Source organism: Ralstonia pickettii (genome assembly GCF_016466415.2).
GTDB classification, from domain to species: Bacteria; Pseudomonadota; Gammaproteobacteria; order Burkholderiales; family Burkholderiaceae; genus Ralstonia; species Ralstonia pickettii.
Genome location: NZ_CP066771.1, coordinates 230,667 through 257,051 on the forward strand (window position 1 = coordinate 230,667; position 26,385 = coordinate 257,051).

The 26,385-nt window shown below is 63.9% G+C and carries 30 protein-coding genes; 21 read left to right on the forward strand and 9 right to left on the reverse strand.

The window, feature by feature from the left end; translation table 11 throughout:
• The first annotated feature begins 41 nt into the window (after positions 1 to 41).
• Complete coding sequence (locus RP6297_RS01055) at positions 42 to 317, forward strand: (2Fe-2S)-binding protein (protein ID WP_012761043.1); 276 nt, start codon at positions 42 to 44, stop codon at positions 315 to 317.
• Positions 318 to 466: 149 nt separating this feature from the next.
• Positions 467 to 946 carry a bacterioferritin gene (gene bfr / locus RP6297_RS01060; RefSeq protein ID WP_004637092.1) on the forward strand — a complete coding sequence of 160 codons (480 nt, stop codon included), beginning with the start codon at positions 467 to 469 and terminating at the stop codon, positions 944 to 946.
• A 65-nt stretch (positions 947 to 1,011) separates the two neighbouring features.
• Here the strand turns inward: bfr and RP6297_RS01065 are convergent, their stop codons facing one another.
• The 3 genes from RP6297_RS01065 to gpmA form a co-directional block, all read right to left on the reverse strand.
• Positions 1,012 to 1,761 (reverse strand): HesA/MoeB/ThiF family protein, encoded by a 750-nt coding sequence (locus RP6297_RS01065; RefSeq protein ID WP_037027854.1) that lies wholly within the window; start codon positions 1,759 to 1,761, stop codon positions 1,012 to 1,014.
• Between the two features lie 70 nt (positions 1,762 to 1,831).
• Positions 1,832 to 3,448 carry a S41 family peptidase gene (locus RP6297_RS01070; RefSeq protein ID WP_037027856.1) on the reverse strand — a complete coding sequence of 539 codons (1,617 nt, stop codon included), beginning with the start codon at positions 3,446 to 3,448 and terminating at the stop codon, positions 1,832 to 1,834.
• A 118-nt stretch (positions 3,449 to 3,566) separates the two neighbouring features.
• Positions 3,567 to 4,313, reverse strand: coding sequence for a 2,3-diphosphoglycerate-dependent phosphoglycerate mutase (gpmA, locus tag RP6297_RS01075; RefSeq protein WP_024542061.1), 747 nt, complete (start codon positions 4,311 to 4,313; stop codon positions 3,567 to 3,569).
• A gap of 176 nt (positions 4,314 to 4,489) precedes the next feature.
• Here gpmA and RP6297_RS01080 point away from each other — a divergent pair, with 176 nt between their 5' ends.
• The 4 genes from RP6297_RS01080 to RP6297_RS01095 all read left to right on the forward strand — a co-directional run bounded on the left by RP6297_RS01080 (position 4,490) and on the right by RP6297_RS01095 (position 6,991).
• Positions 4,490 to 4,912, forward strand: coding sequence for a rhodanese-like domain-containing protein (locus RP6297_RS01080; protein ID WP_012761046.1), 423 nt, complete (start codon positions 4,490 to 4,492; stop codon positions 4,910 to 4,912).
• Between the two features lie 18 nt (positions 4,913 to 4,930).
• Positions 4,931 to 5,188: a glutaredoxin 3 gene (gene grxC / locus RP6297_RS01085; RefSeq protein WP_004633497.1), complete on the forward strand. Its 258-nt coding sequence runs from the start codon at positions 4,931 to 4,933 to the stop codon at positions 5,186 to 5,188.
• Positions 5,189 to 5,348: 160 nt separating this feature from the next.
• Positions 5,349 to 5,867 (forward strand): protein-export chaperone SecB, encoded by a 519-nt coding sequence (gene secB, locus RP6297_RS01090; protein WP_012761047.1) that lies wholly within the window; start codon positions 5,349 to 5,351, stop codon positions 5,865 to 5,867.
• A gap of 107 nt (positions 5,868 to 5,974) precedes the next feature.
• Positions 5,975 to 6,991, forward strand: coding sequence for an NAD(P)H-dependent glycerol-3-phosphate dehydrogenase (locus tag RP6297_RS01095; protein ID WP_037028754.1), 1,017 nt, complete (start codon positions 5,975 to 5,977; stop codon positions 6,989 to 6,991).
• Between the two features lie 29 nt (positions 6,992 to 7,020).
• On the opposite strand, the gene trmL is transcribed toward RP6297_RS01095, so the two are convergent.
• Both trmL and RP6297_RS01105 read right to left on the reverse strand, forming a co-directional pair.
• Complete coding sequence (gene trmL / locus RP6297_RS01100) at positions 7,021 to 7,491, reverse strand: tRNA (uridine(34)/cytosine(34)/5-carboxymethylaminomethyluridine(34)-2'-O)-methyltransferase TrmL (RefSeq protein WP_012761049.1); 471 nt, start codon at positions 7,489 to 7,491, stop codon at positions 7,021 to 7,023.
• 111 nt (positions 7,492 to 7,602) lie between these two features.
• Positions 7,603 to 8,325 carry a ComF family protein gene (locus RP6297_RS01105; RefSeq protein WP_012761050.1) on the reverse strand — a complete coding sequence of 241 codons (723 nt, stop codon included), beginning with the start codon at positions 8,323 to 8,325 and terminating at the stop codon, positions 7,603 to 7,605.
• A 108-nt stretch (positions 8,326 to 8,433) separates the two neighbouring features.
• Between RP6297_RS01105 and RP6297_RS01110 the strand changes: the two genes are divergently transcribed.
• From RP6297_RS01110 to RP6297_RS01145, 8 genes are all read left to right on the forward strand, one after another.
• On the forward strand, positions 8,434 to 9,375 hold the full coding sequence (locus tag RP6297_RS01110) for a methyltransferase domain-containing protein (RefSeq protein WP_037027857.1): 942 nt from the start codon (positions 8,434 to 8,436) through the stop codon (positions 9,373 to 9,375).
• Positions 9,376 to 9,567: 192 nt separating this feature from the next.
• Positions 9,568 to 9,750, forward strand: coding sequence for a hypothetical protein (locus tag RP6297_RS01115; RefSeq protein ID WP_037027858.1), 183 nt, complete (start codon positions 9,568 to 9,570; stop codon positions 9,748 to 9,750).
• Between the two features lie 245 nt (positions 9,751 to 9,995).
• Positions 9,996 to 11,252: a cytochrome c oxidase subunit II gene (gene coxB, locus RP6297_RS01120; protein WP_012761053.1), complete on the forward strand. Its 1,257-nt coding sequence runs from the start codon at positions 9,996 to 9,998 to the stop codon at positions 11,250 to 11,252.
• A gap of 40 nt (positions 11,253 to 11,292) precedes the next feature.
• Positions 11,293 to 12,897: a cytochrome c oxidase subunit I gene (gene ctaD, locus RP6297_RS01125; RefSeq protein ID WP_012761054.1), complete on the forward strand. Its 1,605-nt coding sequence runs from the start codon at positions 11,293 to 11,295 to the stop codon at positions 12,895 to 12,897.
• Between the two features lie 52 nt (positions 12,898 to 12,949).
• The gene (locus RP6297_RS01130) at positions 12,950 to 13,081 is read left to right on the forward strand and encodes a cytochrome oxidase small assembly protein (protein ID WP_012761055.1); all 132 of its coding nucleotides are present in this window, start codon (positions 12,950 to 12,952) and stop codon (positions 13,079 to 13,081) included.
• A gap of 49 nt (positions 13,082 to 13,130) precedes the next feature.
• The gene (locus RP6297_RS01135) at positions 13,131 to 13,739 is read left to right on the forward strand and encodes a cytochrome c oxidase assembly protein (RefSeq protein WP_037027859.1); all 609 of its coding nucleotides are present in this window, start codon (positions 13,131 to 13,133) and stop codon (positions 13,737 to 13,739) included.
• A 4-nt stretch (positions 13,740 to 13,743) separates the two neighbouring features.
• Entirely contained in the window at positions 13,744 to 13,956 is a 213-nt protein-coding gene (locus tag RP6297_RS01140; RefSeq protein ID WP_037027860.1) for a DUF2970 domain-containing protein, read from the forward strand.
• Between the two features lie 88 nt (positions 13,957 to 14,044).
• The gene (locus RP6297_RS01145) at positions 14,045 to 14,905 is read left to right on the forward strand and encodes a cytochrome c oxidase subunit 3 (protein WP_012761058.1); all 861 of its coding nucleotides are present in this window, start codon (positions 14,045 to 14,047) and stop codon (positions 14,903 to 14,905) included.
• A 125-nt stretch (positions 14,906 to 15,030) separates the two neighbouring features.
• On the opposite strand, the gene RP6297_RS01150 is transcribed toward RP6297_RS01145, so the two are convergent.
• Positions 15,031 to 15,240, reverse strand: coding sequence for a twin transmembrane helix small protein (locus RP6297_RS01150; RefSeq protein WP_004633471.1), 210 nt, complete (start codon positions 15,238 to 15,240; stop codon positions 15,031 to 15,033).
• A 69-nt stretch (positions 15,241 to 15,309) separates the two neighbouring features.
• Here RP6297_RS01150 and RP6297_RS01155 point away from each other — a divergent pair, with 69 nt between their 5' ends.
• From RP6297_RS01155 to RP6297_RS01175, 5 genes are all read left to right on the forward strand, one after another.
• A complete protein-coding gene (locus tag RP6297_RS01155) occupies positions 15,310 to 16,080 on the forward strand; it encodes an SURF1 family protein (protein WP_037027861.1) in 771 nt (256 codons plus the stop codon).
• Positions 16,081 to 16,132: 52 nt separating this feature from the next.
• Positions 16,133 to 16,789: an SCO family protein gene (locus RP6297_RS01160; RefSeq protein ID WP_037027863.1), complete on the forward strand. Its 657-nt coding sequence runs from the start codon at positions 16,133 to 16,135 to the stop codon at positions 16,787 to 16,789.
• Between the two features lie 3 nt (positions 16,790 to 16,792).
• Positions 16,793 to 17,884: a COX15/CtaA family protein gene (locus RP6297_RS01165; RefSeq protein ID WP_037027865.1), complete on the forward strand. Its 1,092-nt coding sequence runs from the start codon at positions 16,793 to 16,795 to the stop codon at positions 17,882 to 17,884.
• A 20-nt stretch (positions 17,885 to 17,904) separates the two neighbouring features.
• On the forward strand, positions 17,905 to 18,846 hold the full coding sequence (gene cyoE, locus RP6297_RS01170) for a heme o synthase (protein ID WP_012761063.1): 942 nt from the start codon (positions 17,905 to 17,907) through the stop codon (positions 18,844 to 18,846).
• 69 nt (positions 18,847 to 18,915) lie between these two features.
• Positions 18,916 to 19,521 carry an SCO family protein gene (locus RP6297_RS01175; protein WP_037028755.1) on the forward strand — a complete coding sequence of 202 codons (606 nt, stop codon included), beginning with the start codon at positions 18,916 to 18,918 and terminating at the stop codon, positions 19,519 to 19,521.
• A 66-nt stretch (positions 19,522 to 19,587) separates the two neighbouring features.
• Here the strand turns inward: RP6297_RS01175 and rpoH are convergent, their stop codons facing one another.
• Both rpoH and RP6297_RS01185 read right to left on the reverse strand, forming a co-directional pair.
• The gene (rpoH, locus tag RP6297_RS01180; RefSeq protein WP_369812435.1) at positions 19,588 to 20,481 is read right to left on the reverse strand and encodes an RNA polymerase sigma factor RpoH; all 894 of its coding nucleotides are present in this window, start codon (positions 20,479 to 20,481) and stop codon (positions 19,588 to 19,590) included.
• A gap of 234 nt (positions 20,482 to 20,715) precedes the next feature.
• The gene (locus tag RP6297_RS01185) at positions 20,716 to 23,634 is read right to left on the reverse strand and encodes a sensor domain-containing diguanylate cyclase (protein ID WP_037027868.1); all 2,919 of its coding nucleotides are present in this window, start codon (positions 23,632 to 23,634) and stop codon (positions 20,716 to 20,718) included.
• Positions 23,635 to 23,875: 241 nt separating this feature from the next.
• On the opposite strand from RP6297_RS01185, the gene RP6297_RS01190 reads away from it, so the two are divergent.
• Together RP6297_RS01190 and RP6297_RS01195 are read left to right on the forward strand one after the other, a co-directional pair.
• The gene (locus RP6297_RS01190; protein ID WP_037027870.1) at positions 23,876 to 24,280 is read left to right on the forward strand and encodes an OsmC family protein; all 405 of its coding nucleotides are present in this window, start codon (positions 23,876 to 23,878) and stop codon (positions 24,278 to 24,280) included.
• 12 nt (positions 24,281 to 24,292) lie between these two features.
• On the forward strand, positions 24,293 to 25,162 hold the full coding sequence (locus tag RP6297_RS01195; protein WP_037027871.1) for a pirin family protein: 870 nt from the start codon (positions 24,293 to 24,295) through the stop codon (positions 25,160 to 25,162).
• A 13-nt stretch (positions 25,163 to 25,175) separates the two neighbouring features.
• Here the strand turns inward: RP6297_RS01195 and ybiB are convergent, their stop codons facing one another.
• Positions 25,176 to 26,186, reverse strand: coding sequence for a DNA-binding protein YbiB (ybiB, locus tag RP6297_RS01200; RefSeq protein WP_037027872.1), 1,011 nt, complete (start codon positions 26,184 to 26,186; stop codon positions 25,176 to 25,178).
• Between the last annotated feature and the right edge of the window lie 199 nt (positions 26,187 to 26,385).

The following is a 26,385-nucleotide window of genomic DNA, read 5'->3' on the forward strand; positions in this document are numbered from 1 at the left end:
TCTGGGTTGACAGCGCGTTTCGAGCGCTGCGGAGGAAGCCCGTGTACGTCTGTATCTGCAACCAAGTCACCGACCGTGAAATCCATGGCGCCGCCCGTCTGGGCGTGGCGTCGATGGATGAACTCGCCGAAACGCTCGGCGTGGGTACGTGCTGCGGACAATGCCGGGACTGCGCCAAGCAGGTACTCGCCGAGGCGGTGAGCTGCATCCCTGTCGACCAGACCTTGGGCCGTGCCAGCACGCATGCCATAATCGAACGTCGCGACGAGCCCGTCGCCAATGATCAGGCCATCGTGGCTGGTGCATTGGCTGCCTGATTTCCCCTTTTTTTTCTGTCGCCGCGAATTGCCGCCCAGGCGCTGAGCCTCGGTGGCATTTGTTGCTTTCTGGTCAGGCACAGGGCTCGCCTTGAACGGACGCGTGTGTGCGTCCATCACCGCAGTTGCACTTTGCTGGAGCCCCAAGAATGAAAGGCGATAAGAAGGTCATCCAATATCTGAACGCCCAGCTCAAGAACGAGCTGACCGCCATCAACCAGTATTTCCTCCACGCGCGCATGTACGGCCACTGGGGGCTCAAGCGCATCGGGGACCACGAATACAAGGAGTCGATCGGCGAGATGAAGCATGCCGATCGCCTGATCGAGCGCATCCTGATGCTCGACGGCCTGCCCAACCTGCAGGACCTCGGCAAGATCTTCATCGGCCAAGATACGAAAGAGATCATTGAGTGCGATCTGAAGCTCGAGCGCGCCGCACACGGCACCGTGGTCGAGGGCATCGCCTACTGTGAATCGGTCAAGGATTACGTCAGTCGCGAAATCCTGGTCGACATCCTGGACGACACCGAAGAGCACATCGACTGGTTGGAAACGCAGCTTGAGCTGATCGACAAGGTCGGCATTCAGAACTACCTGCAATCGCAGATGGAGCCTGAGGGCGAATAAGGCTCGTCAGCCGCAAAAAAGAAGGAGGCCTCGGCCTCCTTTTTTGTCGTGCGTGTACCGGCGCGTCAGTGCTTGCCTCCGCAGACCGGACAGGACGGCTGTCGAGCGATGCGCATCGTCGTCCATTCCATCGTTAAACCGTCGAGCATCAGAAGGCGACCGGCAAGCGAATGGCCGATCCCGACAATCAGCTTCAGTGCCTCGGTGGCCTGCACTGTACCGACCATGCCTACCAGTGGCGAAAACACGCCCATCGTTGCGCATGCCACCTCGGGCGCGGGCTCGTCAGGCGGGAACAGACAGGCGTAGCAGGGGCCGCCGGTGCGGCTGTCGAATACGCTGATCTGTCCGTCAAAGCGGATCGCCGCGCCCGACACCAGCGGCAGCCCGGCGCGCACACAGGCAAGGTTGGTGGCCTGGCGGGTGTCGAAGTTATCCGAGCAGTCCAGCACCACGCTCACGCCTTGAAGCAGCGCGCAAATGGCGTCGGCATCGAGCCGGCGCTGTAACGCATTCACGCGCACGTCCGGATTCAGTCGTGCGATGGCCGCCTGGGCCGATGCCACCTTCGGTTGTCCGACCGATTCCGTTGTGTGGATGATCTGGCGCTGCAGATTCGTCAAGTCCACCGTGTCGTCGTCGACGATGGTGAGCGTGCCCACGCCGGCCGCAGCCAGGTAGGGCAGGGCGGCGGCACCAAGCCCGCCCGCACCGATGACGAGTACATGGCTCTCAAGCAGGCGCGTCTGCCCCTCGATGCCGATTTCGTCGAGCAGGATATGGCGCGAGTACCGCAGCAGTTGATCGTCGTTCATGGCGGAGCAATGAAAAAAGGCCGTGCAGTGCACGGCCTCGTAAGTTTGCCAGTGTTTGTCGGCCGGTGTCTTAACGGGCGCCGGTCGGTTCCGGGGCAGGTTGCACGCCGCTCGCAGGAGCATTGGGCTTCGGTGCGGTCGGCTCGGAAGCCGGCGCAGCCTTGCCCTTGGGCAGCTTGGCCCGGGCGCTCGATTCCCTGGTCGCCGGCGACTTCACCGCCTTGTCTGGCACCGCGGCAGCCGCGGCTTCCAGCACCGACTTCGAGCGCTTGACCGGCTGACCCTTCAGGTCGGCAATGGCCTGTTGCAGCATGAAGTCTTCGGCAGAACCGAACTCGATCGGCTTCTTGTTGCGTTCCTTCTCGCGCTGCTCGGGCGTCTTCTTGGCGTTTTCCTCTTCCAGGCGACGCAGCTCTTCAACGCGGCGCTTTTCGCGCTCGGTCATCTCGGCTTCTTCCGATTCCTGCTTGTTATGCAGGTGGCGTTCGGTGTCGATTTCGCGCGTGATCAGCGCATCGTCCGGGTCGCCGTCCGGGTTTTGGTCCACCGGAATATCCGGGCGGATGCCCTTGGCCTGGATCGACTTGCCCGACGGCGTGTAGTAGTACGCAATGGTCAGCTTGATGCCGGTGTCGTTCGACAGCGGACGCACCGTCTGCACCGAGCCCTTGCCGAACGTGGTCTTGCCCATCGTCTTGGCGCGGTGATGATCCTGCAGCGCACCCGCCACGATTTCCGAGGCCGAAGCCGTGTAGGCGTTGGTCAGCACAATGATCGGCACGGTCTTGAATTCGGGGTCCAGGCCGGTAAGCGGATCGGAATCGAGATTGCTCAAGCGGTAGTTGGCGAAGGTCGCCTTGTACGTGCGCTTGGCATCCGGCACCTGGCCGTTGGTCGACACCACCGTCACGTCCGGCGGCAGGAACGCGGCCGACACGCCAACGGCAGCTTGCAGAACGCCACCGCCGTTGTTGCGCAGATCCAGGATCAGGCCCTTGAGGTGGGCGTCCTGCTTGGCCAAGTCATTGAGCTTCTTGGCCAAGTCCGGCACGGTGCGTTCCTGGAAGCTGGTGATGCGGACCCAGGCGATGCCGTTGTCCAGCATCTTGGCCTTGACCGACTGCACCTGGATCTCGGCGCGAGTGATGGTCAGCGGGAACGTGCGCTCTTCCTTCTTGCGATAGATCGTGAGCGTGACCTTCGTGCCCGGCGCGCCGCGCATGCGCTTGACGGCTTGCTCGAGCGGCATGCCACGCACGGGCTTGTCGTCGATGCGGGTGATCAGGTCGCCCGGTTGCACGCCGGCGCGGAAGGCGGGGGTGTCTTCGATCGGGTTGATGACCTTGACCAGGCCTTCTTCCTGCGAGATCTCGATGCCCAGACCGGCGAAGCGGCCCTGGGTGCCTTCCTGGAGTTCCTGGAAATCCTTCTTGTCGAGGTAGGCCGAATGCGGGTCGAGGCTGGCGACCATACCCTTGATGGCTTCGGTCAGCAGCTTGTCGTCGTCCACCGGCTCGACATATTCACGCTTGATCTGGCCAAAGATGTCCGCCATGAGCCTGAGTTTCTCCAGCGGAAGCGGCCCAACCGTCGCGTTTTGCGCAGTGGCGGAGAGCTGGAGCGTCGCAAGCACCCCGGTGACGAGGCCGATGGCGATCAAGCTGATGTTCTTGAGCGAAGTTCGCATGTGTCGAGCGTGGACGTGGGAACAGTAGATAAACATGGCCCGGGACGGCTCGCGCACATCCCGGGCTACAGGCTTCGACAGTATAAAGGCGTTGGAGTGCCGCAGCGCTCGTTACGGTTTATTTCGACTTGCCTTGGCTGGCCACCGCCGCGAGCGACGCGGCAATCGCTTCCTGGTCGCCAAGGTAGTAATGGCGGATCGGCTTGAGGTTGGCGTCCAGCTCATACACAAGCGGCGTGCCGTTGGGAATGTTCAGGCCGACGATGTCCGCATCGGAAATGCCGTCCAGGTACTTCACCAGCGCGCGGATGCTGTTGCCGTGCGCGGCGATCACCACGCGCTTGCCGCTCTTGATGGCTGGTGCAATCGATTCTTCCCACAGCGGCATGACGCGTGCGACCGTGTCCTTCAGGCATTCGGTCAGGGGTACCTGCTCGCGCGTGAGGCCTGCGTAACGCGGGTTGCCGAAAGCGTCGTTGTCGGCGCCGGGCTCCAGTGCGGGCGGCGGCGTGTCGTAGCTGCGGCGCCAGACGAGGACTTGCTCGTCGCCATATTGCGCGGCGGTTTCGGCCTTGTTCAGGCCCGACAGCGCGCCGTAGTGGCGCTCGTTCAGCCGCCATTCGTTGCGGGTCGGGATCCACATCAGGTCCATTTCATCCTGCACATGCCAGAGCGTGCGGATCGCACGCTTGAGCACCGAGGTGTAGGCCAGATCGAAGGTGAAGCCGGCTTCGCGCAGCAGTTTGCCGCCTTGGCGGGCCTGGGCGACGCCCGTGTCGGTCAGGTCGACGTCGACCCAGCCGGTGAAGCGATTCTCCAGATTCCACGTCGATTCGCCGTGGCGGATGAGGACGAGCTTATGCATGACTGCCATGATGAGAAGTGAGAAAACCTGCGCGCGGCTTGCTGGCGACGTGTCGTACGTCATCGTGCGGCCGCCGAAGCGCGCTATTTTATAATGCCGCGGGCTTTGGGCCCCCGAACCGTTCGGCTGATGTTCGCCCATTAGACTCGCCCGACTCATCCCAGGAAACCGATACCGTGAAGTTCTTCGCTGATTACAACAACCTCGCACTGCTTGCTGTCGCCATTGTTTCGGGTCTGCTGCTGCTTTGGGCGCCCATCCAGCGCCGCATCGCGGGCGGCGGTGGTGCCAAGGTGAGTGCCCCAGTGGCCACCCAGCTCATCAACCGCCGCAACGCCGTGGTGGTGGATGTGCGGGAAAGCGGCGAATACGCTGCGGGCCATCTGCCGCAAGCGAAGCATGCGCCGCTCGGTGAGCTGGAAGGCAAGGCTCCGAGCCTTGCAAAGAACAAAGAGACCCCCATCATCCTCGTATGCCAGACCGGCCAGCGCGCCGGGCGGGCCCAAGCAGTCCTGAAGCAGGCCGGTTACAGTGAGGTGTATTCGCTCGAAGGCGGATTGGCCGCCTGGCAACAAGCGGGCCTTCCGGTTGTGAAATAAAGAAACGAGGTTGAAGTTATGGCGCACGTGGTCATGTACAGCACCACCGTCTGTCCCTATTGCGTGGCGGCGGAACGACTCCTGAAGCAACGCGGTGTCGAGCAGATCGAGAAGATCCTGATTGACCGCGAACCCGGCAAGCGCGAAGAGATGATGACGCGCACGAACCGCCGCACGGTTCCGCAGATTTATATCGACGAGCGCCACATCGGCGGCTTCGACGATCTATCTGCGCTCGACCGCGAAGGTGGCTTGGTTCCGTTGCTGGCTGCTTGATTCGGCGGACTGCGCACCACACAGAAATGCCCGGCTTAGACCGGGCGTTGTACTTTCAGGCCGGCTCTCATAGCGGGCACCACCTGGTCATGTACCATACGCGTCTTGCGCGGCGGACGCTTCCGCCAAGCACTGACCACATCCCATTTGAAGGCGAGTCATGAGCGACCAGCAACAACAGCAACCGGGCCAGGATGGCCAGCCGTTCTTCAACATCCAGCGCGTCTATCTGAAGGACCTGTCGCTGGAACAACCGAACTCGCCGCACATTTTCCTCGAGCAGGAACAGCCGACTGTCGAAGTGCAGGTGGACGTCGGCGCTTCGCAGCTGGCGGAGGGTGTGTTTGAAGTGACCGTCATCGGTACGGTGACGACCAAGGTGCAAGAGAAGGTCGCGTTCCTGGTGGAAGCGAAGCAAGCGGGCATCTTCGATATCCGCAACGTGCCGGCTGAGCAGATGGACCCGCTGCTGGGCATCGCCTGCCCGACCATCGTGTACCCGTACCTGCGCTCGAACATTGCCGACACCATCGGCCGCGCCGGCTTCCAGCCGATCCACCTGGCCGAGATCAACTTCCAGGCGCTGTACGAACAACGCCTGGCCGCTGCCATGGAGCAGCAAGGCCAAGCCGGCGGCGCTGGTCTGGTGATGCCGGACGGCTCGAAGGCCACCCACTAAGTACGAGGCGCACTGCGCCAAAGGCCCGCGCCAGCCGCACGCTTGCGCGGGCTTTTTTTTGCCCGACCTGTTGCTCGACCTTTGCCTGACCGATGTTGAACACGCGCATGCGAATTTCCGTTTTGGGTGCCGGTGCCTGGGGCACTGCCCTCGCCAGCCACGCCGCGCAATCGCACGACGTCGTGCTGTGGGGGCGTGACGCGAGCCTCGTCTCGCAAATGGCCGCCACGCACATCAACGCGCCGTATCTGCCGGGCATCGCGTTGCAGGCGTCGTTGCATTTTTCCGCTGAGTTGCAGGGCGCGCTCGACCATGCGGCGGGCGACGACGCGCTGGCCGTCATTGCCTCACCCGTCGCGGGGCTGGCCGATCTCGCGCGCACGATTGCCGCGCACGGCGGTGTGCGCAACCTGATCTGGCTATGCAAGGGTTTCGACCCGGAGACCAGCGCGCTGCCGCACGCCATCGTGGCCGATGTGCTGAAGGCGTCGGGCCGTACCGACCTCGCTGTCGGTGTGCTGTCGGGGCCGAGTTTCGCCAAGGAGGTCGCGCAGGGTTTGCCGTGCGCCATGACGGTCGCTTCGACCAGTGCGGCGCTGTGCAAGCTGACACAGCGCGGTTTTCACCATCACGCGATGCGCGTGTACGCCAGCGACGACCTCGTCGGTGTGGAAGTGGGCGGTGCCGTCAAAAACGTCCTGGCCATTGCGACAGGTGCGGCAGACGGGCTGGGCCTAGGGTTGAACGCACGCGCCGCACTGGTCACGCGCGGGCTGGCAGAGATGACGCGCCTGGGTCTGGCGCTCGGCGGTCGGCCGGAAACCTTCATGGGGCTGACCGGCATGGGCGATCTGCTGCTGACCGCCACCGGTGATCTGTCACGCAACCGCACGGTCGGGATGCAGCTTGCGCAGGGCCGCTCGCTCGACGACATCCTGCACAGCCTCGGTCACGTCGCCGAAGGCGTGCGTTGTGCGCGTGCCGTTGCGGCGCTCGCGCGCGCCAAGGGCGTGGACATGCCGATCACCTTCACCGTCTGCGAAGTCCTGTTCGAAGGGCTTCCTGCTGCGAAAGCGGTGGAACGTCTGCTACAGCGCGACGCCAAATCCGAATCGACGCGTTAATCGCGCTCCAATGAAGGGTGGCGTCCGGCTCAGGCGCCACCCGCGAATCCGTTCTGCCGCCACGCTTCGAACACGACCACCGCCACGGTGTTCGATAGATTCAGGCTGCGGTTGTCCGGCCGCATCGGCAGGCGAATCCGCTGCGTAGCAGGAAACCACTCGCGCCGCTCCTCCGACAATCCGCGCGTTTCCGACCCGAAGACAAACCAGTCGCCTGGCTGGAACGCCATGCTCGCAAACGGCGTCGAGCCGCGGGTGGTGAGTGCAAACATGCGCGCGGGATCGGGCTGGGCATCGCGCAGGAAGGCGTCCCAATCGGCGTGCACGCGCATCGTCGCGTACTCGTGGTAATCGAGGCCGGCGCGGCGCATGCGGGCATCTTCGAGCGGAAAACCCAACGGTTCGATCAGATGCAGTTGCGCGCCCGTATTGGCGCACAGGCGGATCACATTGCCCGTATTGGGCGGAATTTCGGGTTCGACAAGGACGACGTTGAACATGACCGGGCGGCAGGAGGAATTTCGGCGGCGAGCTTATCCACATTGGGAAGGGTTGTCACCCCGCCACAGCTTGGCACAAACGGCGCGACACAATGTCGCACAAGCATGTGATCAGGGCGTGCGCAAGGCGACAACGTTGGTGATGCGGACCGCGCCGGCGCGTTTGAGCTGCGTGGCGATCTCGGCGAGGGTTGTACCCGTGGTCATCACATCGTCGACCACCCCGATGTGACGCCCCGCGATGCGCGCCGGCTCGTCTACAACAAATGCCCCGTGCAGGTTGGCCTGCCGCTCCGCACGATCCAGTGTGGCTTGCGCGACGTTATCGCGCACACGATGCAGAGCCCCGGCGTGGGCCGGAACGTCCAATCGGCGCGCCAGCCGGCGGGCAATCTCCCACGCCTGGTTGTAACCGCGCGAGCGCAGCCGGGCGGGTGAAAGCGGCACCGGCAGCAGCACGTCCGGCAAATCCCCCGAAGCCGTGGCGATGGCGTTGCCTAATTGTGCTGCCAGCCAATCTGCCAATGGCAATTGCGCCCGAAATTTCAATCCAGTGACAAGGTGGTCGAGCGGCCAGGCGTAGTCGGCAATGACGACGGTCGCGTCAAAGTCGGGCGCGCCGGCCAGGCAGGCGCGGCAATGCTGGCCGACGTGGGGAGACTCCAGCGCAATGGCACATTGGACGCAACGCCGCCTGTACAGATGCGGGGCTAAATCGGCCGCGCAGCCGCCGCACACTAGGTCGCCTTGAACCGCGCCGCACAGTGCGCAGGCGCACGGAAGCAAGTGGCGCAGACTGGCGCGAAACCATGCCGATAACGCGTGTTTATGCATGCAAAAAGCCGCTATCCAAGCCGATTTGGGGCTTCTGCGCTATCAGACGGCGCCTCGAACGGTGGGCCGGTATACTTGGCGACCGCAGTGTTCCGCCCCGCCTTGTCGATGTCTGATCCCGTCCTTGCTCGCCCTGCCGCCTTGCGGCGCGCCTTCGATCGCCGCGCCGCGCGTTTCGCCGACGTGGATTTTTTGCTGCGCGAAGTGGGCAGTCGCATGCAGGACCGGCTCTCCTATATCAAGGCCACCCCTGCGCGCGCGCTGGATTTGGGCTGCGGCCTGGGACAAGGCTTGGCGGTACTGCGCGCGCAATATCCGGATGCGCAGATCTGCGGCGTCGACTGGTCGTCCGCCATGGTGGCCCAGGCGCAGAAACTCGACCCGCAGCGCACCGACGCCGGATGGCTCGGCAGACTGCTCAAGAAGCGACCGGTCTTTGATTTCGCCCAGGCGGACTTCCGAGCGCTGCCCTTTGCCGGCGCATCGTTCGACCTGCTGTGGTCGAATCTCGCGCTGCACTGGGACCCGGCGCCGCACGCCATCTTCCCGGAATGGCACCGCATCACCACGGAAGGCGGCCTGCTGATGTTCAGCCTGTTCGGTCCCGATACCTTGCGCGAGCTGCGAAGCGCCCTGGCCGGCATCGACGAGGGTGTCCATACGCTGCGCTTTGTCGACATGCATGATATTGGCGACATGCTGGTGCACAGCCGCTGGTCCACGCCCGTCATGGACATGGAGCAGATCACCATCACCTACGAAACGCCCCAGGCGTTGCTGGCCGATGTGCATTTGCTCGGCGGCATGGCCGGCTTGACGGACGAAGCTGGCCGCAGCCTCGCCGGCGCCGGCCTGCACACGCCCCGCTGGCGCCAGCGGCTATTCGACGCACTCGATGCGCAGCGCAATCCCGACGGCGTGATTCCACTCACCTTCGAAATCGTTTACGGCCATGCCTGGAAGCTTGCGCCGCCCCAGCGACAAGCGCTGGACGACCAGGGAAGGGCGATGATCCCGATCGATCAGATCGGTCGCAAACCCCGCGCCTGAAGCGCTTTTAATGCGGCAACGGCATTGACTGCGCCTTGTCAAGCCGGGACTTGCATAAAGGCGCTTTGCCTTGTTCGGGGTCAATCGCGGCCATATAATGCGCCAGTTTGTCGCAGCAGTCCCCCAAAGGCCTATCCCGTTTTTTGCCACGGGCGAACCGTTCGGGTATGCATCCGAGGCAGGAGTGGTTCAATGCACGACATTGAAACTGCGCTCCACCCAGCATGCGGCGTCCACATCTCGGAAGCGCCGCGCAAGAACTGGCTCACGAAGCGAAACTGCTCGCTTTCAACCCGCCAGCTGGGCTGGTCCATCCCCTTGGTCGTCATTTCCCCGATCGTGATCGCTTGGTTTTCTGCGTGGCAACGCGCGTGACTGGTGCCGCCTGATGCGGGGCTGGAGGTCGCGATTCTCGGATGGGCATTGCTGTACTATGCCCGCCACGCCTCCGATTACGTGCAAGTCAGGCTGGAGATGGCAGGCGCGTGATCTGGCAGGTCAGTCTGGCGGCGCAAGCTTGCGGACGAGCTTTCCCGGTGTTTGGGACACGGGCAACCAACCCAGGTCTCATGAGCCGCGCACCGGGGCAGAGTGGAATCTGTCAATTGGGTAGATAAAAAATGAAAATGTTGAATAAGACATTGGCAAGTTTGCTGGCGGCAGGCTCCCTCCTCGCCCTCAGTCAAACGGCCCTGGCAGTGGAAGACATGCCGGGCGGCCCCGCAGTGCGGCAACTCAATCTCGCGCCACCGGTCACCAAGATCGCCGCCGAGATCCATTGGCTGCACTGGATGATGCTGATCATCTGTATCGTGATCTTCATCGGTGTGTTCGGGGTGATGTTCTACTCCATTTTCAAGCACCGTAAGTCGGTCGGCCACAAACCGGCGACGTTCCACGAAAGCACCACGGTTGAAATCATCTGGACCATTGTGCCGTTCCTGATCGTGATCGGGATGGCGCTGCCGGCCACCAAGGCCGTGGTCGCAATGAAGGACACCACCAATTCCGACCTCACCATCAAAGCCACCGGCTACCAGTGGAAGTGGGGTTACGACTATCTGAAGGGCGAAGGCGAGGGCATCTCGTTCCTCTCCACGCTCACCACGCCGCGCGACCAGATCAACAACCAGGCGCCCAAGTCGAACACGTACCTGATCGAAGTCGACAACGAGCTGGTCGTGCCGGTCAACCGCAAGGTGCGCATCGTCACGACCGCCAACGACGTGATCCACTCGTGGATGATCCCGGCGTTCGGCGTGAAGCAGGATGCGATTCCGGGCTTCGTGCGCGACGCATGGTTCAAGGCCGAGAAGGTGGGCATCTATCGCGGGCAGTGCGCTGAGCTTTGCGGCAAGGAACACGCCTTCATGCCGATCGTCGTGCGTGTGCTCTCGCAGGACGACTACACCAAGTGGGTCGACGGCAAGAAGAAGGAAATGGCCGCCAAGGCCGATGACCCGAACAAGACCTACACGCTGGAAGAGCTGAAGTCGCGCGGCGAGAAGGTCTACACCGCCAACTGCGCGGTGTGCCACCAGCCGAACGGCAAGGGTGGTGGTCCGTTCCCGGCGCTCGATGGTTCGAAGATCGCCAATGGCCCGCTGGCCGACCACGTTGGCATCGTGCTGCACGGCAAGGGCGCCATGCCGCCCTGGGCTTCGGCGCTGAACGATGTCGAAATCGCTGCCGTCGTAACCTACGAGCGCAACAACTGGGGCAACCATACCGGTGACCTGCTGCAGCCGACGCAAGTGAAGGATGCGCGCGGCGGCAAGATGCCCGAAGGTGGGGCTGCCAAGACCGCTGCAACTGAATCCGCCGGTAAGGTGGCGTCCAAACAAGCGAATGCGGCCGAAGACCGCAACGCTGGCTGATTGATCGTCTGCGTGACGAACCGAACCTAGGAGTTCCTCGATGAGCACCGCTGTTACGCACCCGCAAGATCACGCGCACGGTCACGGAGACGACCACGCGCACGACCATCCGCACGGCTGGCGCCGTTGGCTGTTCGCGACCAACCACAAGGACATCGGTACGCTGTACCTGCTGTTCTCTTTCATGATGCTGCTCTCGGGCGGCACGCTGGCCCTGCTGATCCGCCTTGAGCTGTTCCAGCCCGGCCTGCAATTCTTCCATCCGGAGCTGTTCAACCAGTTCACCACGCTGCACGGCCTGATCATGGTGTTCGGCGCCATCATGCCGGCCTTCGTGGGCTTTGCGAACTGGATGATCCCGCTGCAGGTGGGTGCGTCCGACATGGCCTTCGCGCGGATGAACAACTTCAGCTTCTGGTTGCTGCCGCCTGCGGCGCTGCTGCTGGTGGGCTCGTTCTTCGCACCGGGCGGCGCCACGGCGGCCGGCTGGACGCTCTATGCGCCGCTGTCGGTGCAGATGGGCCCCGGCATGGACATGGCGATCTTCGCGATCCACATCATGGGCGCATCGTCGATCATGGGCGCGATCAACATCATCGTGACCATCCTCAACATGCGCGCGCCCGGCATGACGCTGATGAAGATGCCCATGTTCTGCTGGACGTGGCTCATCACGGCATACCTGCTGATCGCCGTGATGCCGGTGCTGGCGGGGGCGATCACCATGGTGCTGACCGACCGCCACTTCGGCACGAGCTTCTTCTCCGCAGCAGGCGGCGGTGATCCGGTGATGTACCAGCACATCTTCTGGTTCTTCGGACACCCCGAGGTGTACATCATGATCTTGCCGGCGTTCGGCATCATCAGCCAGATCGTGCCGGCCTTCGCGCGCAAGCCCCTGTTCGGCTACAGCTCGATGGTGTACGCCACGGCGTCGATCGCCATCCTGTCGTTCATCGTGTGGGCGCACCACATGTTCACGACCGGCATGCCCGTCACTGGTCAGCTGTTCTTCATGTACGCGACGATGCTGATCGCGGTGCCGACCGGCGTGAAGATCTTCAACTGGGTGGCCACGATGTGGCGCGGCTCGATGACGTTCGAGACGCCGATGCTGTTTGCCATTGGCTTCATTTTCGTGTTCACGGTGGGCGGCTTCACGGGCCTGATCCTGGCCGTAGCCCCGATCGACATCCAGCTGCAGGACACGTATTACGTGGTGGCGCACTTCCACTACGTGCTGGTGGCCGGCTCGCTGTTCGCGCTGTTCGCGGGCTTCTACTACTGGGGTCCGAAGTGGTCGGGCTACATGTACAGCGAGACGCGCGGCAAGATCCACTTCTGGGGTTCGATGATCACCTTCAACCTCACGTTCTTCCCGATGCACTTCCTGGGCCTGGCCGGTATGCCGCGCCGCTATGCGGATTACCCGCAGCAGTTCGCCGATTTCAACGCCGTCGCGTCGATCGGTGCACTGGGTTTCGGCTTGATGCAGGTGTATTTCTTCTTCTTCGTGGTGCTGCCGTCGTACCGCGGTGGCGAGAAGGCCGCCGACAAGCCGTGGGATGGCGCGGAAGGCCTGGAGTGGACCGTGCCGTCGCCGGCACCGTTCCACACCTTTGAAGAACCACCGCACGTGAAGTAATGCAGGTGTCGCGGGGCAGGCGAGTGCCAGCTCCGCGATCCTCCGGACAACGATGTCGAATCCAGAAAAAAGCCCAACGCCCGAGCAACGCGCTGCCAACCGTCGCCTGGGATTCATCCTCGGCACGATCGCGCTGGTTTTCTTTCTGGGTGTGATTTTCAAGCGCGTGGTGTTCGGCGGCTAGCCGGGCAAGCGACGCGCTGGTCGCTGAACCGAGATTTCGCGAGACCTCTATGAGCCACACACCGGCGCAGCCGGATCCGACCCAAAACGACAAAGCGCTGGAGCGCGGTCTGAACCGCTCGATGCTCGGCAAGCTGGCCGTCGTGGTCGTGATCATGTTTGGCTTCGGCTACGCGATGGTGCCGCTGTACAAGAAGATCTGCGAGATCACGAACATCAACGTGCTGAACACGCGTGATGAGGACGGCGGCGCGCTGCGCAACTCGCAGGTCGACAAGACGCGCACCATCACGGTGGAATTCGATTCGAACAGCCAGGGGCCGTTCCGCTTCCGCCCGGTCAAGAACAGCATGGATGTGCACCCCGGCGAGATCAGCCAGATCGTCTACGAGGTGGTGAACAAGGAGGGGCGTACGGTCGAGGCCCAGGCCATCCCGAGTTACGCGCCCAAGCAGGCAACCGAGTTCTTCAAGAAGATCGAGTGCTTCTGTTTCAAGCAGCAGACGCTGACGGCCAACGAGTCACGCGAGATGCCGGTGGTGTTTGTGATTGATCCGGATCTTCCCAAGGACGTGAAGACGATCACTCTGTCCTACACTTTCTTTGAAATCCACGCGCCGTCGGTCATTGCGCCGGCGATGCCGAACAAGGGAACGTGAGGACATGGACGACCTGAAGGAAGCGACCAAGCGGCGCGCATCATTCGCACAGACGATGAAGGCGGTGTTCTGGTCCTTCTTCGGGGTGCGCAAAGGCCGCGATCACGACCGTGACATGGCGCAGTTGAATCCGGTGCACGTGATTATCGCGGGCATTTTGGCGGCGATCATGTTCATCGTCGTGCTGCTGTTGATCGTGCGGGCAGTTGTCGGTTGACGGTTCAGAAGGTTGAGGAGACGGCCCTGCAGCACGGGCCGGGCAACATCGAGTGGATTCTTAAAAAAATAGAGCTGGAGAAAAAGAGATGAGTGCGAATCGAGCAAACGCTCCGTACTACTTCGTGCCCGGGCCCTCGCGGCATCCGATTACGGCAAGCCTCGGCCTGCTGATCGTGCTGTTGAGCTCCGCTGCATGGGTGAATGCCCAGCCGTGGGCCCCGTGGACGTTCCTGGTCGGCCTGCTGTGGTTCCTCTTTGTGCTGCGCGCGTGGTTTGCGGACGCCATCTCCGAATCCGAGACCGGCAAGTACGGCGACCGCGTGGATGCCTCGTTCCGCTGGTCGATGAGCTGGTTCATCTTCTCGGAAGTGATGTTCTTCGCGGCGTTCTTCGGCGCGCTGTTCTATGCCCGAACGATCGCCATGCCGTGGCTGGGCGATCTGAACAACAAGCTGCTGTGGCCCGACTTCAACGCGCTGTGGCCGAACGCCGGACCGGCCGGCACGGTAGCGCCCTTCACAACGATGGGGCCGTGGCCGATTCCGACGATCAACACGGCGCTGCTGCTGACTTCTGGCGTGACTCTCACGTGGGCACACCATGCGCTGCGTGAAGGCAAGCGTGCCCAGGTCATCCAGGGCCTGCTGCTGACGATCCTCCTGGGCTTCACGTTCATGGGCTTCCAGGCGTTCGAATACATCCACGCCTATCACGAACTGAACCTGAAGCTGACCTCGGGCATCTACGGTTCAACGTTCTTCTTGCTGACGGGCTTCCACGGCTTCCACGTGACCATGGGCGCCATCATGCTGTCGGTGGTGCTGGGGCGTGTGATCAAGGGCCACTTCACGCCGGAACATCACTTCGCTTTTGAAGGCGCTGCGTGGTACTGGCACTTCGTGGACGTGGTGTGGCTCGGCTTGTACGTGGTGGTGTACTGGCTGTAAGACAGCATCGGGTGGGGGCGGCGAAGCGTCGCTCCCCGACCTGGCCAACGGCCGGCGACGACAATGCCGCAGACGGGACACCGCTGCGGCGTTTTCGTTTTTCTGGCGTGAGGGATTTGCCGTGGCTACTGGCCGAATTGGATGCCGGTGCTGTGGATCCACCCCAGCCGGTTCGCGACGAGGATGAAGATGAACAGCGCGATCGAGAAACCGACGCGGAACATCAAGGATCGCACGGTCCGGTTGCTGTGGCCCTTGTCGCGCATCAGGAAGAACAGCGCGGAGGCAAGGCTCCCGAGGATCAGCAGAAACGCAATGGCAACGACGATGCGCATGGAGGGCTGCCGGTTGGGCAATGACGGGTTGGAAATGGCCGCCGGGCATTATCTCACCGAGGCCGCGCAATGACCGAGCGCGTACCGATGCGACGCTGGTTTGCGCCTGTGCCGATGTTGGCAGGTGTGGCGCTGATTGCGCTGACGTGCTCGCTGGGGCGTTGGCAGCTTTCGCGTGCGCACGAGCGCATCGAGCGCCAGGCCCGCATCATGGCGCTGGAAAATGCGCCCGCCCAGCGCATCACAGCTCAGCCCGTGACAGCAGATTCAGTAATGTACAGGCCGGTGCTGCTGCGTGGAACGTTCGACGTGGCGCACACGGTGCTGCTCGAGAACCGCCCGCACGTCACCAACGACGTATCGCGCCCGGGTTTCGAGGTGCTCATCCCGCTGAGGCTGGAAGGTGCGGGCGGGCGCGCCGTGCTGGTCGATCGAGGCTGGCTGCCGCGTGATCCGGCAGACCGCACGCGCATCGCGCCGTACACCACGCCGGCGGGCGAAGTGCAGGTCGAAGGGATGGCGGTGCCACATGCCAGCCGGGTCTTCAGTCTGGGCAGCAAGGCCGGCGCGGATGAAGTCGGCCAGCGACTTAGGCAGAATATCGACCTCGACGCTTTCTCGCGCGAAATCGGCGTGCCGCTGCAACCGTTCGTGGTGCAGCAGCAATCCGACGTGGAGGACGGCCTGTTGCGCGATTGGCCGCGCGCAGACCTGGGCGCCGAGCGCAATTACGGCTACGCGTTCCAATGGTTTGCGATGGCGGCGGCAGTGCTTGGACTGATGGTCTTTTACAGCGTGCGGCGTTATCGCCGCTTGGCGGGCCGCTCCGAGCCCGCCTGAACACGAACTTGCGTTGCGGCCTAGTGCCGCAGCTGAATGTATTGGGAATCACATGGTGAATCAGGAATCTGCACCCGGCGCGCCCGGCACACTCGGGGCGTCCGAAGACCCGCGCATCGACGCGCGCACGCGCCGCGGCCGCTTGATGATGCTGTTCCTGCTGCTGGTGTGCGCCTCTCCGGTGATCGCGTCGTACCTTGCGTATTACGTCTTCACCCCGGCCGGCGGCAAGGCGGCGTATGGCGCGCTGGTCGATCCGCAGCGCCCTGTGCCGACCGGCCTGATGGTGCAGGACGAGCACGGCGCTGAAGTGCCGCTTGCCAGCCTCAAGGGCAAATGGCTGATGGTGTCCGTGGATGGCAGCGCTTGCGACGACAACTGCGCGCGCAAGCTGTTCACCATGCGCCAGCTGCGCATCGGCCAGGGCCCGGACCGCGACCGCATCGTCCCCGTCTGGCTGGTGACCGACCGGGGGGAGATCGACCCGCGCCTCATCAAGGCTTACAACGACGATTACGGTGCCGTGCGCTTCCTGCGCGCGCCCGATCTGCCTAAGAACTGGCTTGCCGACGGCAAGACGCCGCCCACAGACCACCTCTTCCTGGTCGATCCGCTCGGCAACCTGATGATGCAGTTCCCGAAAGATCCGGATCCGAAGAAGGTGCGCGCAGACATGACGCGGCTCTTGAAGTATTCGCGCATCGGATAAGCCATGCTGCTGCAACTTGCTTCCATTGGCATCCTGATCGCGCTGATCCCACTCTGTTACGTGCTGGTCAAAGGGGATCGCAACAAGTATCGCAAGCTGGTGTGGATCACCGCTTTCCTCACGCTGGACTTGATCATGTTCGGCAGCTTCACGCGTCTGACGGATTCAGGCCTCGGTTGCCCGGATTGGCCGGGCTGCTACGGCACCTCCAACCCGTTCCACGCCCGTGACGACATCCATGCCGCACAGGCCGCCATGCCGAGCGGCCCCGTCACGTGGATGAAAGCATGGATCGAGATGACGCATCGCTACTTCGCGCTTGCGTTGGGCGTGCTGATCATCACGCTGGTGGTGCTGGCGTGGGTCAAGCGCAAGGAACTGAAGCAGTCGCCCTGGTATGCAACGGCGGTGCTGGCGCTGGTGTGTGTGCAAGGCGCCTTTGGCGCGTGGACGGTCACGCTCAAGCTGCAGCCGGCCATCGTGGTGACTCACTTGCTGCTCGGCATGTCGCTGCTGGCCGCGCTGATCTGGCTCGGCTGCAAGAACGACGCGCCGCGTGCGGTCGATGAGCGCGGCGCCTCGTTGCGCATGGCGGCGGCCATCGGGCTCGTGCTGCTCGTTGTGCAGATTGCCCTGGGTGGCTGGGTCAGCACGAACTACGCTGTGCTGGCCTGTACCGATTTTCCGCTGTGCAACGGCCAGTGGGTTCCGCCGATGGACTTTGCACACGGCTTCTCATTCTGGCGCCAGCTCGGCAAGACCGCCGGCGGCGATTTCATCTCGCACGACGCGCTGGTCGCCATCCATTGGACGCACCGCGTGTTTGCCGTCGTCGTGCTGAGCTACCTGGCGTGGCTTGGCGTACGCGCACGTCGCATCAACGGCATCGGCCGTGTCGCGACGGTGCTGCTCGTCGTGCTGGCCGTGCAATTGGCGACCGGGCTTTCGAACATCGTGCTGGGGTGGCCGCTGCTGGCCGCCGTGGCGCACAACGGCGGCGCGGCCGTGCTGCTGTTGCTGATGGTGCGTCTGCATTACCTGATCGGGCTCGCGCAGGCGCGGGCGCCGATGCCTGTGGCGGCTGCCGTCGTCTGAATGCCGTCTGACCGTTTTTTATGAATACCGTGGCAACCCCAACAACTTCCACTCAACTTCCTGGCTGGCGGACGACCGCATCGCAGTATGCGGCGCTGACCAAGCCGCGCGTCACGCAGCTCGCCGTGTTCTGCGCCGTGATCGGCATGTTCCTGGCCACGCCGGGCATGGTCCCGTGGTCGGTGCTGATCGGCGGCGCGGTCGGCATCTGGCTGTTCGCCGGCGCTGCTTTCGCCATCAACTGCCTGGTCGAGCGCAAGATCGATGCAATGATGCGCCGCACGGCCTGGCGCCCGTCGGCAAGCGGTGAACTGGGCACGCGGCAGATCCTGGTGTTCTCGGTGGTGCTGGGCGGCGCGGGCATGTGGACGCTGCACGTATTCGCCAACGACCTCACGATGTGGCTGACGTTCGCCACCTTCATCGGCTACGCGATCATCTACACACTGCTGCTCAAGCCCGCCACGCCACAGAACATTGTCATCGGCGGCCTCTCGGGCGCGATGCCTCCGGCGCTGGGCTGGGCGGCCGTGGCCAACAGCGTGCCGGCCGAGGCGTGGATCCTGGTGCTCATCATCTTTACCTGGACGCCGCCGCACTTCTGGGCACTCGCGCTGTACCGCCGCGCCGACTACGCCAAGTCGGGCCTGCCGATGCTGCCGATCACGCACGGCGAGAAATACACGCTACTGCACATCCTGCTGTACACGCTCATCATGATTGCCGCGACCATCCTGCCGTTCGTCTACGGCATGAGCGGCTACATCTACCTGGTGACCGCGCTGGTGCTGGGCTTCGGCTTCCTCTCGTATGCGTGGCGCATGTACCGCAAGTATTCCGACGCACTGGCGCAGAAGACTTTCCGCTACTCGATCATCTATCTGTCGATTTTGTTTGCCGCGCTGCTGGTGGACCACTACTTCAAGTTCGGGCCGGCGCTCACGCAAAGCGCGGCGCTGTGACGCACAGGGGCGCCAGCAGGCATGTGCCGTTGGCGTTACGCTAGGCGGTCTGTTTCCAACACGATGACCATGCTCTCTTTCCGACACTTCCGCGCCGCGCTGTTCGCCATGCTGGCCGTCGCCGTGCTGGCGCTCGCGGCGTGCAGCGACAAGCCCGCCTTCAAGAACCTCGACATCACCGGATCCAAAAGCTTCGGCACCGATTTCTCGTTGACCGATCACACCGGCAAGCGCCGCACGCTCGAAGATTTCCGCGGCAAGGTCGTCGTCATGTTTTTCGGTTACACGCATTGCCCCGATGTCTGCCCGACCACGCTGGCTGAACTGCGCGCCGTGATGGAGACCCTCGGCAAGGATGCCGACCGCGTCCAGGTGCTGTTCGTCACCGTCGACCCGGAGCGTGACACGCAAGACCTGCTGGCCAAGTACGCGCCCGCATTCGATCCGCGCTTCATCGGCCTGCGTCCGGCCAATGAGGCAGAACTGAAGAAGGTCGCGTCCGACTTCAAGGTGTTCTACAGCAAGGTGCCGGGCAGCTCGCCCGACAACTACACCATGGACCACACCGCCGGCAGCTACATGTTTGATCCAAAGGGCAACCTGCGCTTGTTCATCAAGCACGGCCAGGGGCCTGAGCCGATTGCACACGATATCAAGCAACTGCTGGCCGACTGATCTCCGGCTGCCGCCCAAAGAAAAAGCCCGCCAACCTGGCGGGCTTTTTTATGGCGAGGCGGCAGCTTAGGCAAAAGCCTGCAGCGCACCCTTCATCTTCTTCATCGCGGCCGATTCGATCTGGCGAATGCGCTCAGCCGACACGCCAAACTCGTCGGCCAGCTCGTGCAGCGTCGAGCCACCCGATCCGTCGTCGTTCACGTTCAGCCAGCGGGCTTCGATGATGCGGCGGCTGCGGTCATCCAGCTTGGCGAGGGCGGCTTCAATGCCTTCGCTTTGCATGCGGTCGTTGCTGCGCGCTTCGATCACGCGGGTCGGCTCGTTGTGCGTATCAGCCAGGTAGGCGATGGGGGCGTACGACTCTTCGCCGTCGTCCATCTGGCCTTCCAGCGCGATGTCGCCGCCCGAGAGACGGGTCTCCATCTCGCGCACTTCCGTGCCCTTGACGTTGAGTTCGGCCGCTACCGCGTCGATCTCGTCCGACGTGAAGGTCGCCTGCGCATCCTGCTTGTGGCTGCGCAGGTTGAAGAACAGCTTGCGCTGGGCCTTGGTGGTGGCCACCTTCACCATGCGCCAGTTCTTCAAGATGTACTCGTGCATCTCGGCCTTGATCCAGTGCATCGCGTACGAAACGAGACGCACGCCCTGATCGGGGTCGAAGCGCTTGACAGCCTTCATCAGGCCAATGTTGCCTTCCTGGATGAGGTCGGCATGCGGCAGGCCGTAGCCCAGGTAGCCGCGCGCAATCGACACGACCAGACGCAGGTGCGAGAGCACCAGGCGGCGGGCGGCGTCAAGATTGTCGTTGTCGCGATATTCGCGGGCCAGGCGTTGTTCTTCTTCAGCCGACAGCATTGGCACACGGTTGACGCTCTGGATATAAGCGTCGATGTTGCCCAGGTTGCCGGGGAACGCCAGCGCCCATCCATTGCCGGCGTTGCCGGACGGCTGGGTGGCGATTGCGGAAACGGTATTCACGGGGATGACTGCGTTCACTCAGGACTCCTGTCGAAATCCAGTGGAGGTTTGGAAAGGCATCTTAGCACTCCGACCGGAAGAGTGCTAATAGGACATTTTTGCCTGTTTGATAGTTCCCGTAAATCGTCGGGCTTGCTTGATAGCGTGATGTTTGCGCCGCAGCAATAGGAGCAGCGCACCCATTCATAGACCGTCGCTGACGGCATCGGTTCTCGACTACGCCGCCGTGTTTCGACCGCGAGACTTGGCCCAGTAAAGTGCGCGATCCGCTTCCCGTAAAGCGGTGTCGGGTTCACGTACTTCGGGGCCGGGACAGGCAACACCGACGCTCGTGGTGACGTGCAGGATCGTGTCGCCCCGCAGGGTGATGGGCGGTCGGATTGCACCGACGATTTTCTGAGCGGTGTGCAGCGCATCATCCGGGGCGTCGATGGGGTCCAGCAGGATGATGAATTCGTCACCTGCGAGGCGGGCGACGGTGTCGCTGCGGCGCACGGCGCGTTGAAGCCGGTGCGCGACTTCCACCAGCACTGCATCGCCGGCGGCGTGGCCGTAGGTGTCGTTGATGTGCTTGAAGTGGTCGACGTCCAGGTACAGCACCCCCAACGGCGCAGGCAGCCGCTGACGGCGCTCCAGCGCTGCGCGCAGCCGCTCGTACAGCTCATAACGGTTAGGCAGGCCCGTCAGCGCATCAAAGCGCGCCATGCGGGAAAGCTCCATCTCGCTGCGCTTGGCTTCGGTCACGTCCTGCACGAAGGCGTAGAAACCGCAGCGGCCGTCCTGCGCTTCTCCGGCATCGGGGACGAGTTGGCCCCGGAGGTGTCGTGTGCGGCTGCGCAGACCGCTGGCAGACGGTCTTTCGTACCACGGCGCGGTGATCTCGAATTGGACCGATTCTCCTCGCTGGGCGCGCGCGAGATACGGTGCGATCAGCGCGTACGTGCTCGGCGTGAAGACCCGTTCCGGCGTCTGGCCACAAACTTCCTCCGGGGTGCGCTGCAGCCAACGTGCGTGCGTGACGTTGCAGAAGGTGAAGACGCCATCCGGGTTGATGTGCGAGACCAGCAGCGGCGCGTTGTCGAGCACCAGCTTGAGCGCCCGTTCACTGCGCGCCAGAGCCAGCTCGGCAGTGGTGCGGGACGTCAGATCCTGCAGCACGGAGAAATAGCCCCGCAGTGTGCCGCGATCGTCGTAGTCAGGAAAGTAATGACCGCTCAGGTAGCGGGGCACGCCGGTGCGCATCGACTGGATCTCGAATTGCACCGGGTACCCGGCCAGCACCTCGGTCATGTAAGGCAGCAGCGCGCGATAGTCCTCGGGGGCGTAGATGTCGCGCACGTGGTGATCGAGCATCTCGTCCTCGCGGCGGCCGAAGGCTTCGAGCAGGGTGCGGCTGGCAAAGCGGACGATGCCGTCGGAGTCGACGTAGCTGAGCTGCGCGGGCACGTTGTCGGCCACTAGGCGCAGTTGTTCGCGGCTCGCGCGCAGGGCATCACGGCGGCGTTCCAGGCTTTCGTTTGCGGTGCGCAGCGCGCGTTCGGACGCGGCCAGCCGGTTGGCAAATGGCCGCACCGTCAGACGGATGACCAGCACGCTGGCGATCATCAGGCACAGCATGAAGGCGCCGAGCCGCTCGAACTGCACGCGCATCGGGGCGTACAGCTCGGCGCTCGCGATCTTGCTGATCAGCGCCAGGCCCGTGTGGCCGATGGGCGTGTAGCTGAACGATGTCGGCATGCCGTGGATGTCCTGCCACTGGCCGTAGCCTGCCTCGCCCGATAGCGCCAGGCGCGACGGCAGCGGCCGGCGGTCGACCGTAAGAGCCGGCAACTCGAACACGTACGCATCGAAGCGCTGCGGAAACGACATGGCGCGGCCGCGCACATCAAAGCCCGACATCGCCAGCGTTTCGGTCTTTCCGATGCCGCGCTCGTTGGCGTAGCGCGCGGTCATGTGGGCGAGCGGTTGCTCTGCGACCAGCAAGCCGATCTGCATGCCGTCTGCCATGACAGGCGTTTCTGTGCGCATGGCAAATCCGTGTACCCATTGCAGCGTGACGCGCTCGGGCGCGAGGCCGGCGTGCAGCCGAATCGACAGTTCGGGCTCAAGCGTTTGCGTGCCGAGACTGACGATGCCCTCTCCCGCCAGCGTACGCAGTTGCAGGTACGAGTACCCTTGCTGGCGATACGCCTGCAGCGCGCTCTCGCTGCGCAGGCGCGCCGCATTGTCGGTGGGATGGCGCAGCACTTCCTGGATGTGCGTGGCGGCGGCCACCAGGCGCGGGTTTTCCGCGCGCATGGCCAGCAGTTGATCGAACTCTTCTGCGTAGCTGGAGAGCGCCCGCGCCCGCGCGGTGCCGAATGTCAGGCCGACGCTGTCCACCTGGATGATGAACGCCGTGATGGTCGCTCCCAGGCCTGCAAGTACCACGCAGCCGCCGCTGATCCACACGATGGTGTCTTCCGGCGACAAGCGCAGGCGCAACACGCCCGGCTGCCGGACTACCGCAACGCACAGCACGCCCATGACCACCAGCAGCGTGCAGATGGCCGCTACGTCCGAGGCGCGCCACACCAACCACGCCGGGTACAGATATTCGAGCGCCATGGCGCGGCCAAGCAGGTCGCCCGCGCAGAGCAGCATCGCCAGGCCGACCAAGCCCCAGAACCACCGCGCGCGGTGCGGTTTGCGCAACGTCGGCACAAGGCTCAGGGCCGTCGCCGATGCGGCCATCGCCAGCGCGTGGCTGGGGTGCATGCCGCCGATCCAACCGGTCACCCATTGGCGGTCCAGCCATGTGTGCACGCCCGGAAAGTCCAGCCCGATCGGCCATCCCGTGAGCATCTCGGCCAGCCGCAGCGTGGACAGCACCGCCACCACGCCGCCCAGCCCCCGGGCCACCGGATCTGCCCAGCGCACTTTCGGCCGTACCGTCCCGACGAGCAGCGCAGCCAGCCCCGCGCCAAGCAGGGTCAGGTTGACGCCGGTGGCGAACACGATCAGCAGCCGATCGCTGCCGAGCTTCACTGCCCACGGCCAATGCCGCAGCCAGCCGACCATCACGGTCAGCCCAACAAGGACGAGGAGGAAGCCGATGCCGCCGGCAATGGCGACAAGCGGCCGGCGAGGAACCATGCAGGTGACGAGTAAGCGGGGCGGTTTCTGGGCGGATGTCTTCTAACCGGAAGATCGGCGGAAAACCGCGCCGCTTGAGCGTTTCCACCCCAATGGGTGGGCCGAATTGCCATGTCTGCAATGTCGAGTGATCGAAGCGCCCGTGAAAGCGATGCGCGACGCACGTCGGGTCTTCTCCCGTGCCGTCACGCAAGTTGGCTACACTGCCCGGACATCGCAGAAATCGCTACAGGAGCCGTCAATGAGCATCGTCGTCAGCAAGGACACCGAAGGCCTTTTTCGCCACAAAGTCACCTTTCCCGAAGGCGTCACCTATACCGATGTGCCCAAGCCGACAGGCGAGGGCAGCGCGCCCGACCCCCACGCCTACTTTGACGCGGCCCTGGCAAGCTGCAAGGCACTGACCGTCACGCTGTATGCGCGCCAGCGCAAGTACCCGCTCGATTCGATCGACGTTGTCGTCGAGCACGACGGCACCCAGGAGCGTCAGGGCCGCTACAAGCTGCGCACGGTGCTGACCCTGCACGGCGACCTGAGCGACGAGCAGCGCGCCGACCTCCTGCGCGTGGCCGGTAAATGCCCCATTCACAAGCTGATGACCGAGGTCGAGATCAGCGTCGACACCGAGCTTGCCGAGCGCGCCTGAGGAGCTTTCACCATGACGTCCATTCAGCACATCATTGGCCCGCACGTGCGGGACCTCGGCGGTTTCTCGGTCAAGCGCGTGCTGCCCTCGGCCGCGCGCCAGACGGTGGGCCCGTTCATCTTCTTCGACCACATGGGCCCGGTGGATTTCGCCCCCGGCGAGGGCATCGACGTGCGCCCCCACCCGCACATCGGGCTGGCCACCGTCACGTATCTGTTCGACGGCAGCATGGTCCACCGCGACAGCCTCGGCAGCGTGCAGACCATCACGCCCGGCGACGTGAACTGGATGACGGCCGGCAACGGCATCGTCCATTCCGAGCGCTCGTCGCCGGAAGGGCGTGAAAAGGGCGCGCGCATGCACGGCATCCAGACCTGGGTGGCGCTGCCGAAGGACCAGGAAAAGGTCAACGCCAGCTTCGCGCACCATGCGGCCGAGACGCTGCCCAAGCTGGAGTGCCCCGGCGTGCAGGGCGTGGTCATCGCGGGAGATGCGTTCGGGCTGACGTCGCCGGTGAAGGTGAGTTCGCGCACGCTGTATGTGGCGCTGGAACTGGCGGCCGGTGCATCGCTGGTGATTCCGCCCGAGCATGCAGACCGCGGCCTGTATCTGGTCGAGGGCGCCGTCACCATCGACGGCGAGGCGCTCGACCCGCACCACCTTGCCGTGCTGGAACCCGGCGGCGACGTGACGCTCACCGCCCAGGTGTCGTCCCGCGTGATGCTGCTGGGCGGCGACCCGACCGACGGCCACCGCCACATCTACTGGAACTTCGTCGCCAGCGATAAGGCCGAAATTGAAGACGCCAAGCAGCGCTGGGAGGCCGACGCCTTCGCCCACGTGCCGGGCGAAACGGAGCGCATTCCGCTGCCGTCCAAGTAAGACCGGCGATCGCTCAGGCAGCCTGCGCCGGTCGTGCGCAGCGCACGATCGCGCGGACCTGCTTGGCGATCGGCTCCGGCACCGGCTGCTTGCCTTCGAGCACCGCCTCGATCCACCGCGCCGTTGCCGCCACGTCTGTCCCCACGGGCAGCTCAGGCGGTGCGTCGCTCGAACCTTCCACCGCTTCGATCACCGCTTCGTGCGCGCCGTCGTGCAGCCACTCCACCGCGCTGCCGCGCCGCGCATCGGCCACCGCCTCGCCCTCGGTGCCACGCGCCAGCAGCACATTGGCCGGATGGCGCAGGAAGTAATCGGTGAGCGTGTCGCGGTATTCCGGGTGCGTGTAGCTGACCAGCCGTAGCGCCTCGTGGGGCGCGTGCCCACCAATGGGCTGCAGCATCTTCACCACTGTGTGGGCCGAATTGCGCAGCCCGACGATCTCGCGCTTATCCAGCAGTGCCGTCAGTTCGGGAGAGAGCACGTCGATCGGCACATAGGCCAGGCGATCGCGCTCCAGGCGCTCGCGGGCGTCGTCCATGTGTTCGCAGAGGGGCCAGCCGAGCGCTTCGAACAGCGCAGCCGTGGTGACGCGGCCGTCGAAGCGGCGGATGCCATGCACCAGCACCGGCACACCTTCGCGCGCCAGCAGCTTGGCCAGCAGCGGCACCAGGTTCGGCTGGCGGCGGGCGCCGTTATAGCTGGGGATGACAACTGGCAACGCATGCTCGGGCGTGTCCGGTGCCGGCAGCGGCCGGCAATGCGCATGCGTGGCTTCCAGCATGCCGTCGAGTTCTTCCGGGGTCTCCCCCTTGATGCGGTAGGCCATGAGGATGGCGCCGAGCTGCACGTCGGAGATGCGGCTTTCCAGCATGGCGGTGAAGAGCGCGCGGGCATCGTGCTTGACCAGCGCGCGAGCGCCGTCTGCGCCGCGGCCGATTTCTTTGATGAAGCGGGCAGCGGGGAAGGGGCCATTGGCGAAGGCGTCTTCAGTCGCGGTGGCGGGGAGGATGGGGGGAGCGGGCATCAGGATGTGGTGGGGGTGTTTGCTTGGGTTTGATCATAGCGCTGGGGTTTGCGCTGGCGCTAGCGTTGGGGTTGGGTTGGTTTTTGTTGGTGGTGCATCCGTTGTTTCATCCCCTGCCGGGGCTGAGTCACTTTCTTTGTCTTGCCAAAGAAAGTAACCAAAGAAAGGCGCGCCCGAGATGGCGACTTCCTCCTTGAAT

Bases quoted from the DNA above. Each gene is read 5' to 3' on its own strand.
- bfr (WP_004637092.1), top strand. From the start codon at position 467: ATGAAAGGCGATAAGAAGGTCATCCAATATCTGAACGCCCAGCTCAAG.
- RP6297_RS01065 (WP_037027854.1), bottom strand. From the start codon at position 1,761: ATGAACGACGATCAACTGCTGCGGTACTCGCGCCATATCCTGCTCGAC.
- RP6297_RS01070 (WP_037027856.1), bottom strand. From the start codon at position 3,448: ATGCGAACTTCGCTCAAGAACATCAGCTTGATCGCCATCGGCCTCGTC.
- gpmA (WP_024542061.1), bottom strand. From the start codon at position 4,313: ATGCATAAGCTCGTCCTCATCCGCCACGGCGAATCGACGTGGAATCTG.
- grxC (WP_004633497.1), top strand. From the start codon at position 4,931: ATGGCGCACGTGGTCATGTACAGCACCACCGTCTGTCCCTATTGCGTG.
- secB (WP_012761047.1), top strand. From the start codon at position 5,349: ATGAGCGACCAGCAACAACAGCAACCGGGCCAGGATGGCCAGCCGTTC.
- RP6297_RS01095 (WP_037028754.1), top strand. From the start codon at position 5,975: ATGCGAATTTCCGTTTTGGGTGCCGGTGCCTGGGGCACTGCCCTCGCC.
- trmL (WP_012761049.1), bottom strand. From the start codon at position 7,491: ATGTTCAACGTCGTCCTTGTCGAACCCGAAATTCCGCCCAATACGGGC.
- RP6297_RS01105 (WP_012761050.1), bottom strand. From the start codon at position 8,325: ATGCATAAACACGCGTTATCGGCATGGTTTCGCGCCAGTCTGCGCCAC.
- RP6297_RS01110 (WP_037027857.1), top strand. From the start codon at position 8,434: ATGTCTGATCCCGTCCTTGCTCGCCCTGCCGCCTTGCGGCGCGCCTTC.
- RP6297_RS01115 (WP_037027858.1), top strand. From the start codon at position 9,568: ATGCACGACATTGAAACTGCGCTCCACCCAGCATGCGGCGTCCACATC.
- coxB (WP_012761053.1), top strand. From the start codon at position 9,996: ATGAAAATGTTGAATAAGACATTGGCAAGTTTGCTGGCGGCAGGCTCC.
- ctaD (WP_012761054.1), top strand. From the start codon at position 11,293: ATGAGCACCGCTGTTACGCACCCGCAAGATCACGCGCACGGTCACGGA.
- RP6297_RS01130 (WP_012761055.1), top strand. From the start codon at position 12,950: ATGTCGAATCCAGAAAAAAGCCCAACGCCCGAGCAACGCGCTGCCAAC.
- RP6297_RS01135 (WP_037027859.1), top strand. From the start codon at position 13,131: ATGAGCCACACACCGGCGCAGCCGGATCCGACCCAAAACGACAAAGCG.
- RP6297_RS01140 (WP_037027860.1), top strand. From the start codon at position 13,744: ATGGACGACCTGAAGGAAGCGACCAAGCGGCGCGCATCATTCGCACAG.
- RP6297_RS01145 (WP_012761058.1), top strand. From the start codon at position 14,045: ATGAGTGCGAATCGAGCAAACGCTCCGTACTACTTCGTGCCCGGGCCC.
- RP6297_RS01150 (WP_004633471.1), bottom strand. From the start codon at position 15,240: ATGCGCATCGTCGTTGCCATTGCGTTTCTGCTGATCCTCGGGAGCCTT.
- RP6297_RS01155 (WP_037027861.1), top strand. From the start codon at position 15,310: ATGACCGAGCGCGTACCGATGCGACGCTGGTTTGCGCCTGTGCCGATG.
- RP6297_RS01160 (WP_037027863.1), top strand. From the start codon at position 16,133: ATGGTGAATCAGGAATCTGCACCCGGCGCGCCCGGCACACTCGGGGCG.
- RP6297_RS01165 (WP_037027865.1), top strand. From the start codon at position 16,793: ATGCTGCTGCAACTTGCTTCCATTGGCATCCTGATCGCGCTGATCCCA.
- cyoE (WP_012761063.1), top strand. From the start codon at position 17,905: ATGAATACCGTGGCAACCCCAACAACTTCCACTCAACTTCCTGGCTGG.
- RP6297_RS01175 (WP_037028755.1), top strand. From the start codon at position 18,916: ATGCTCTCTTTCCGACACTTCCGCGCCGCGCTGTTCGCCATGCTGGCC.
- RP6297_RS01185 (WP_037027868.1), bottom strand. From the start codon at position 23,634: ATGGTTCCTCGCCGGCCGCTTGTCGCCATTGCCGGCGGCATCGGCTTC.
- RP6297_RS01190 (WP_037027870.1), top strand. From the start codon at position 23,876: ATGAGCATCGTCGTCAGCAAGGACACCGAAGGCCTTTTTCGCCACAAA.
- RP6297_RS01195 (WP_037027871.1), top strand. From the start codon at position 24,293: ATGACGTCCATTCAGCACATCATTGGCCCGCACGTGCGGGACCTCGGC.
- ybiB (WP_037027872.1), bottom strand. From the start codon at position 26,186: ATGCCCGCTCCCCCCATCCTCCCCGCCACCGCGACTGAAGACGCCTTC.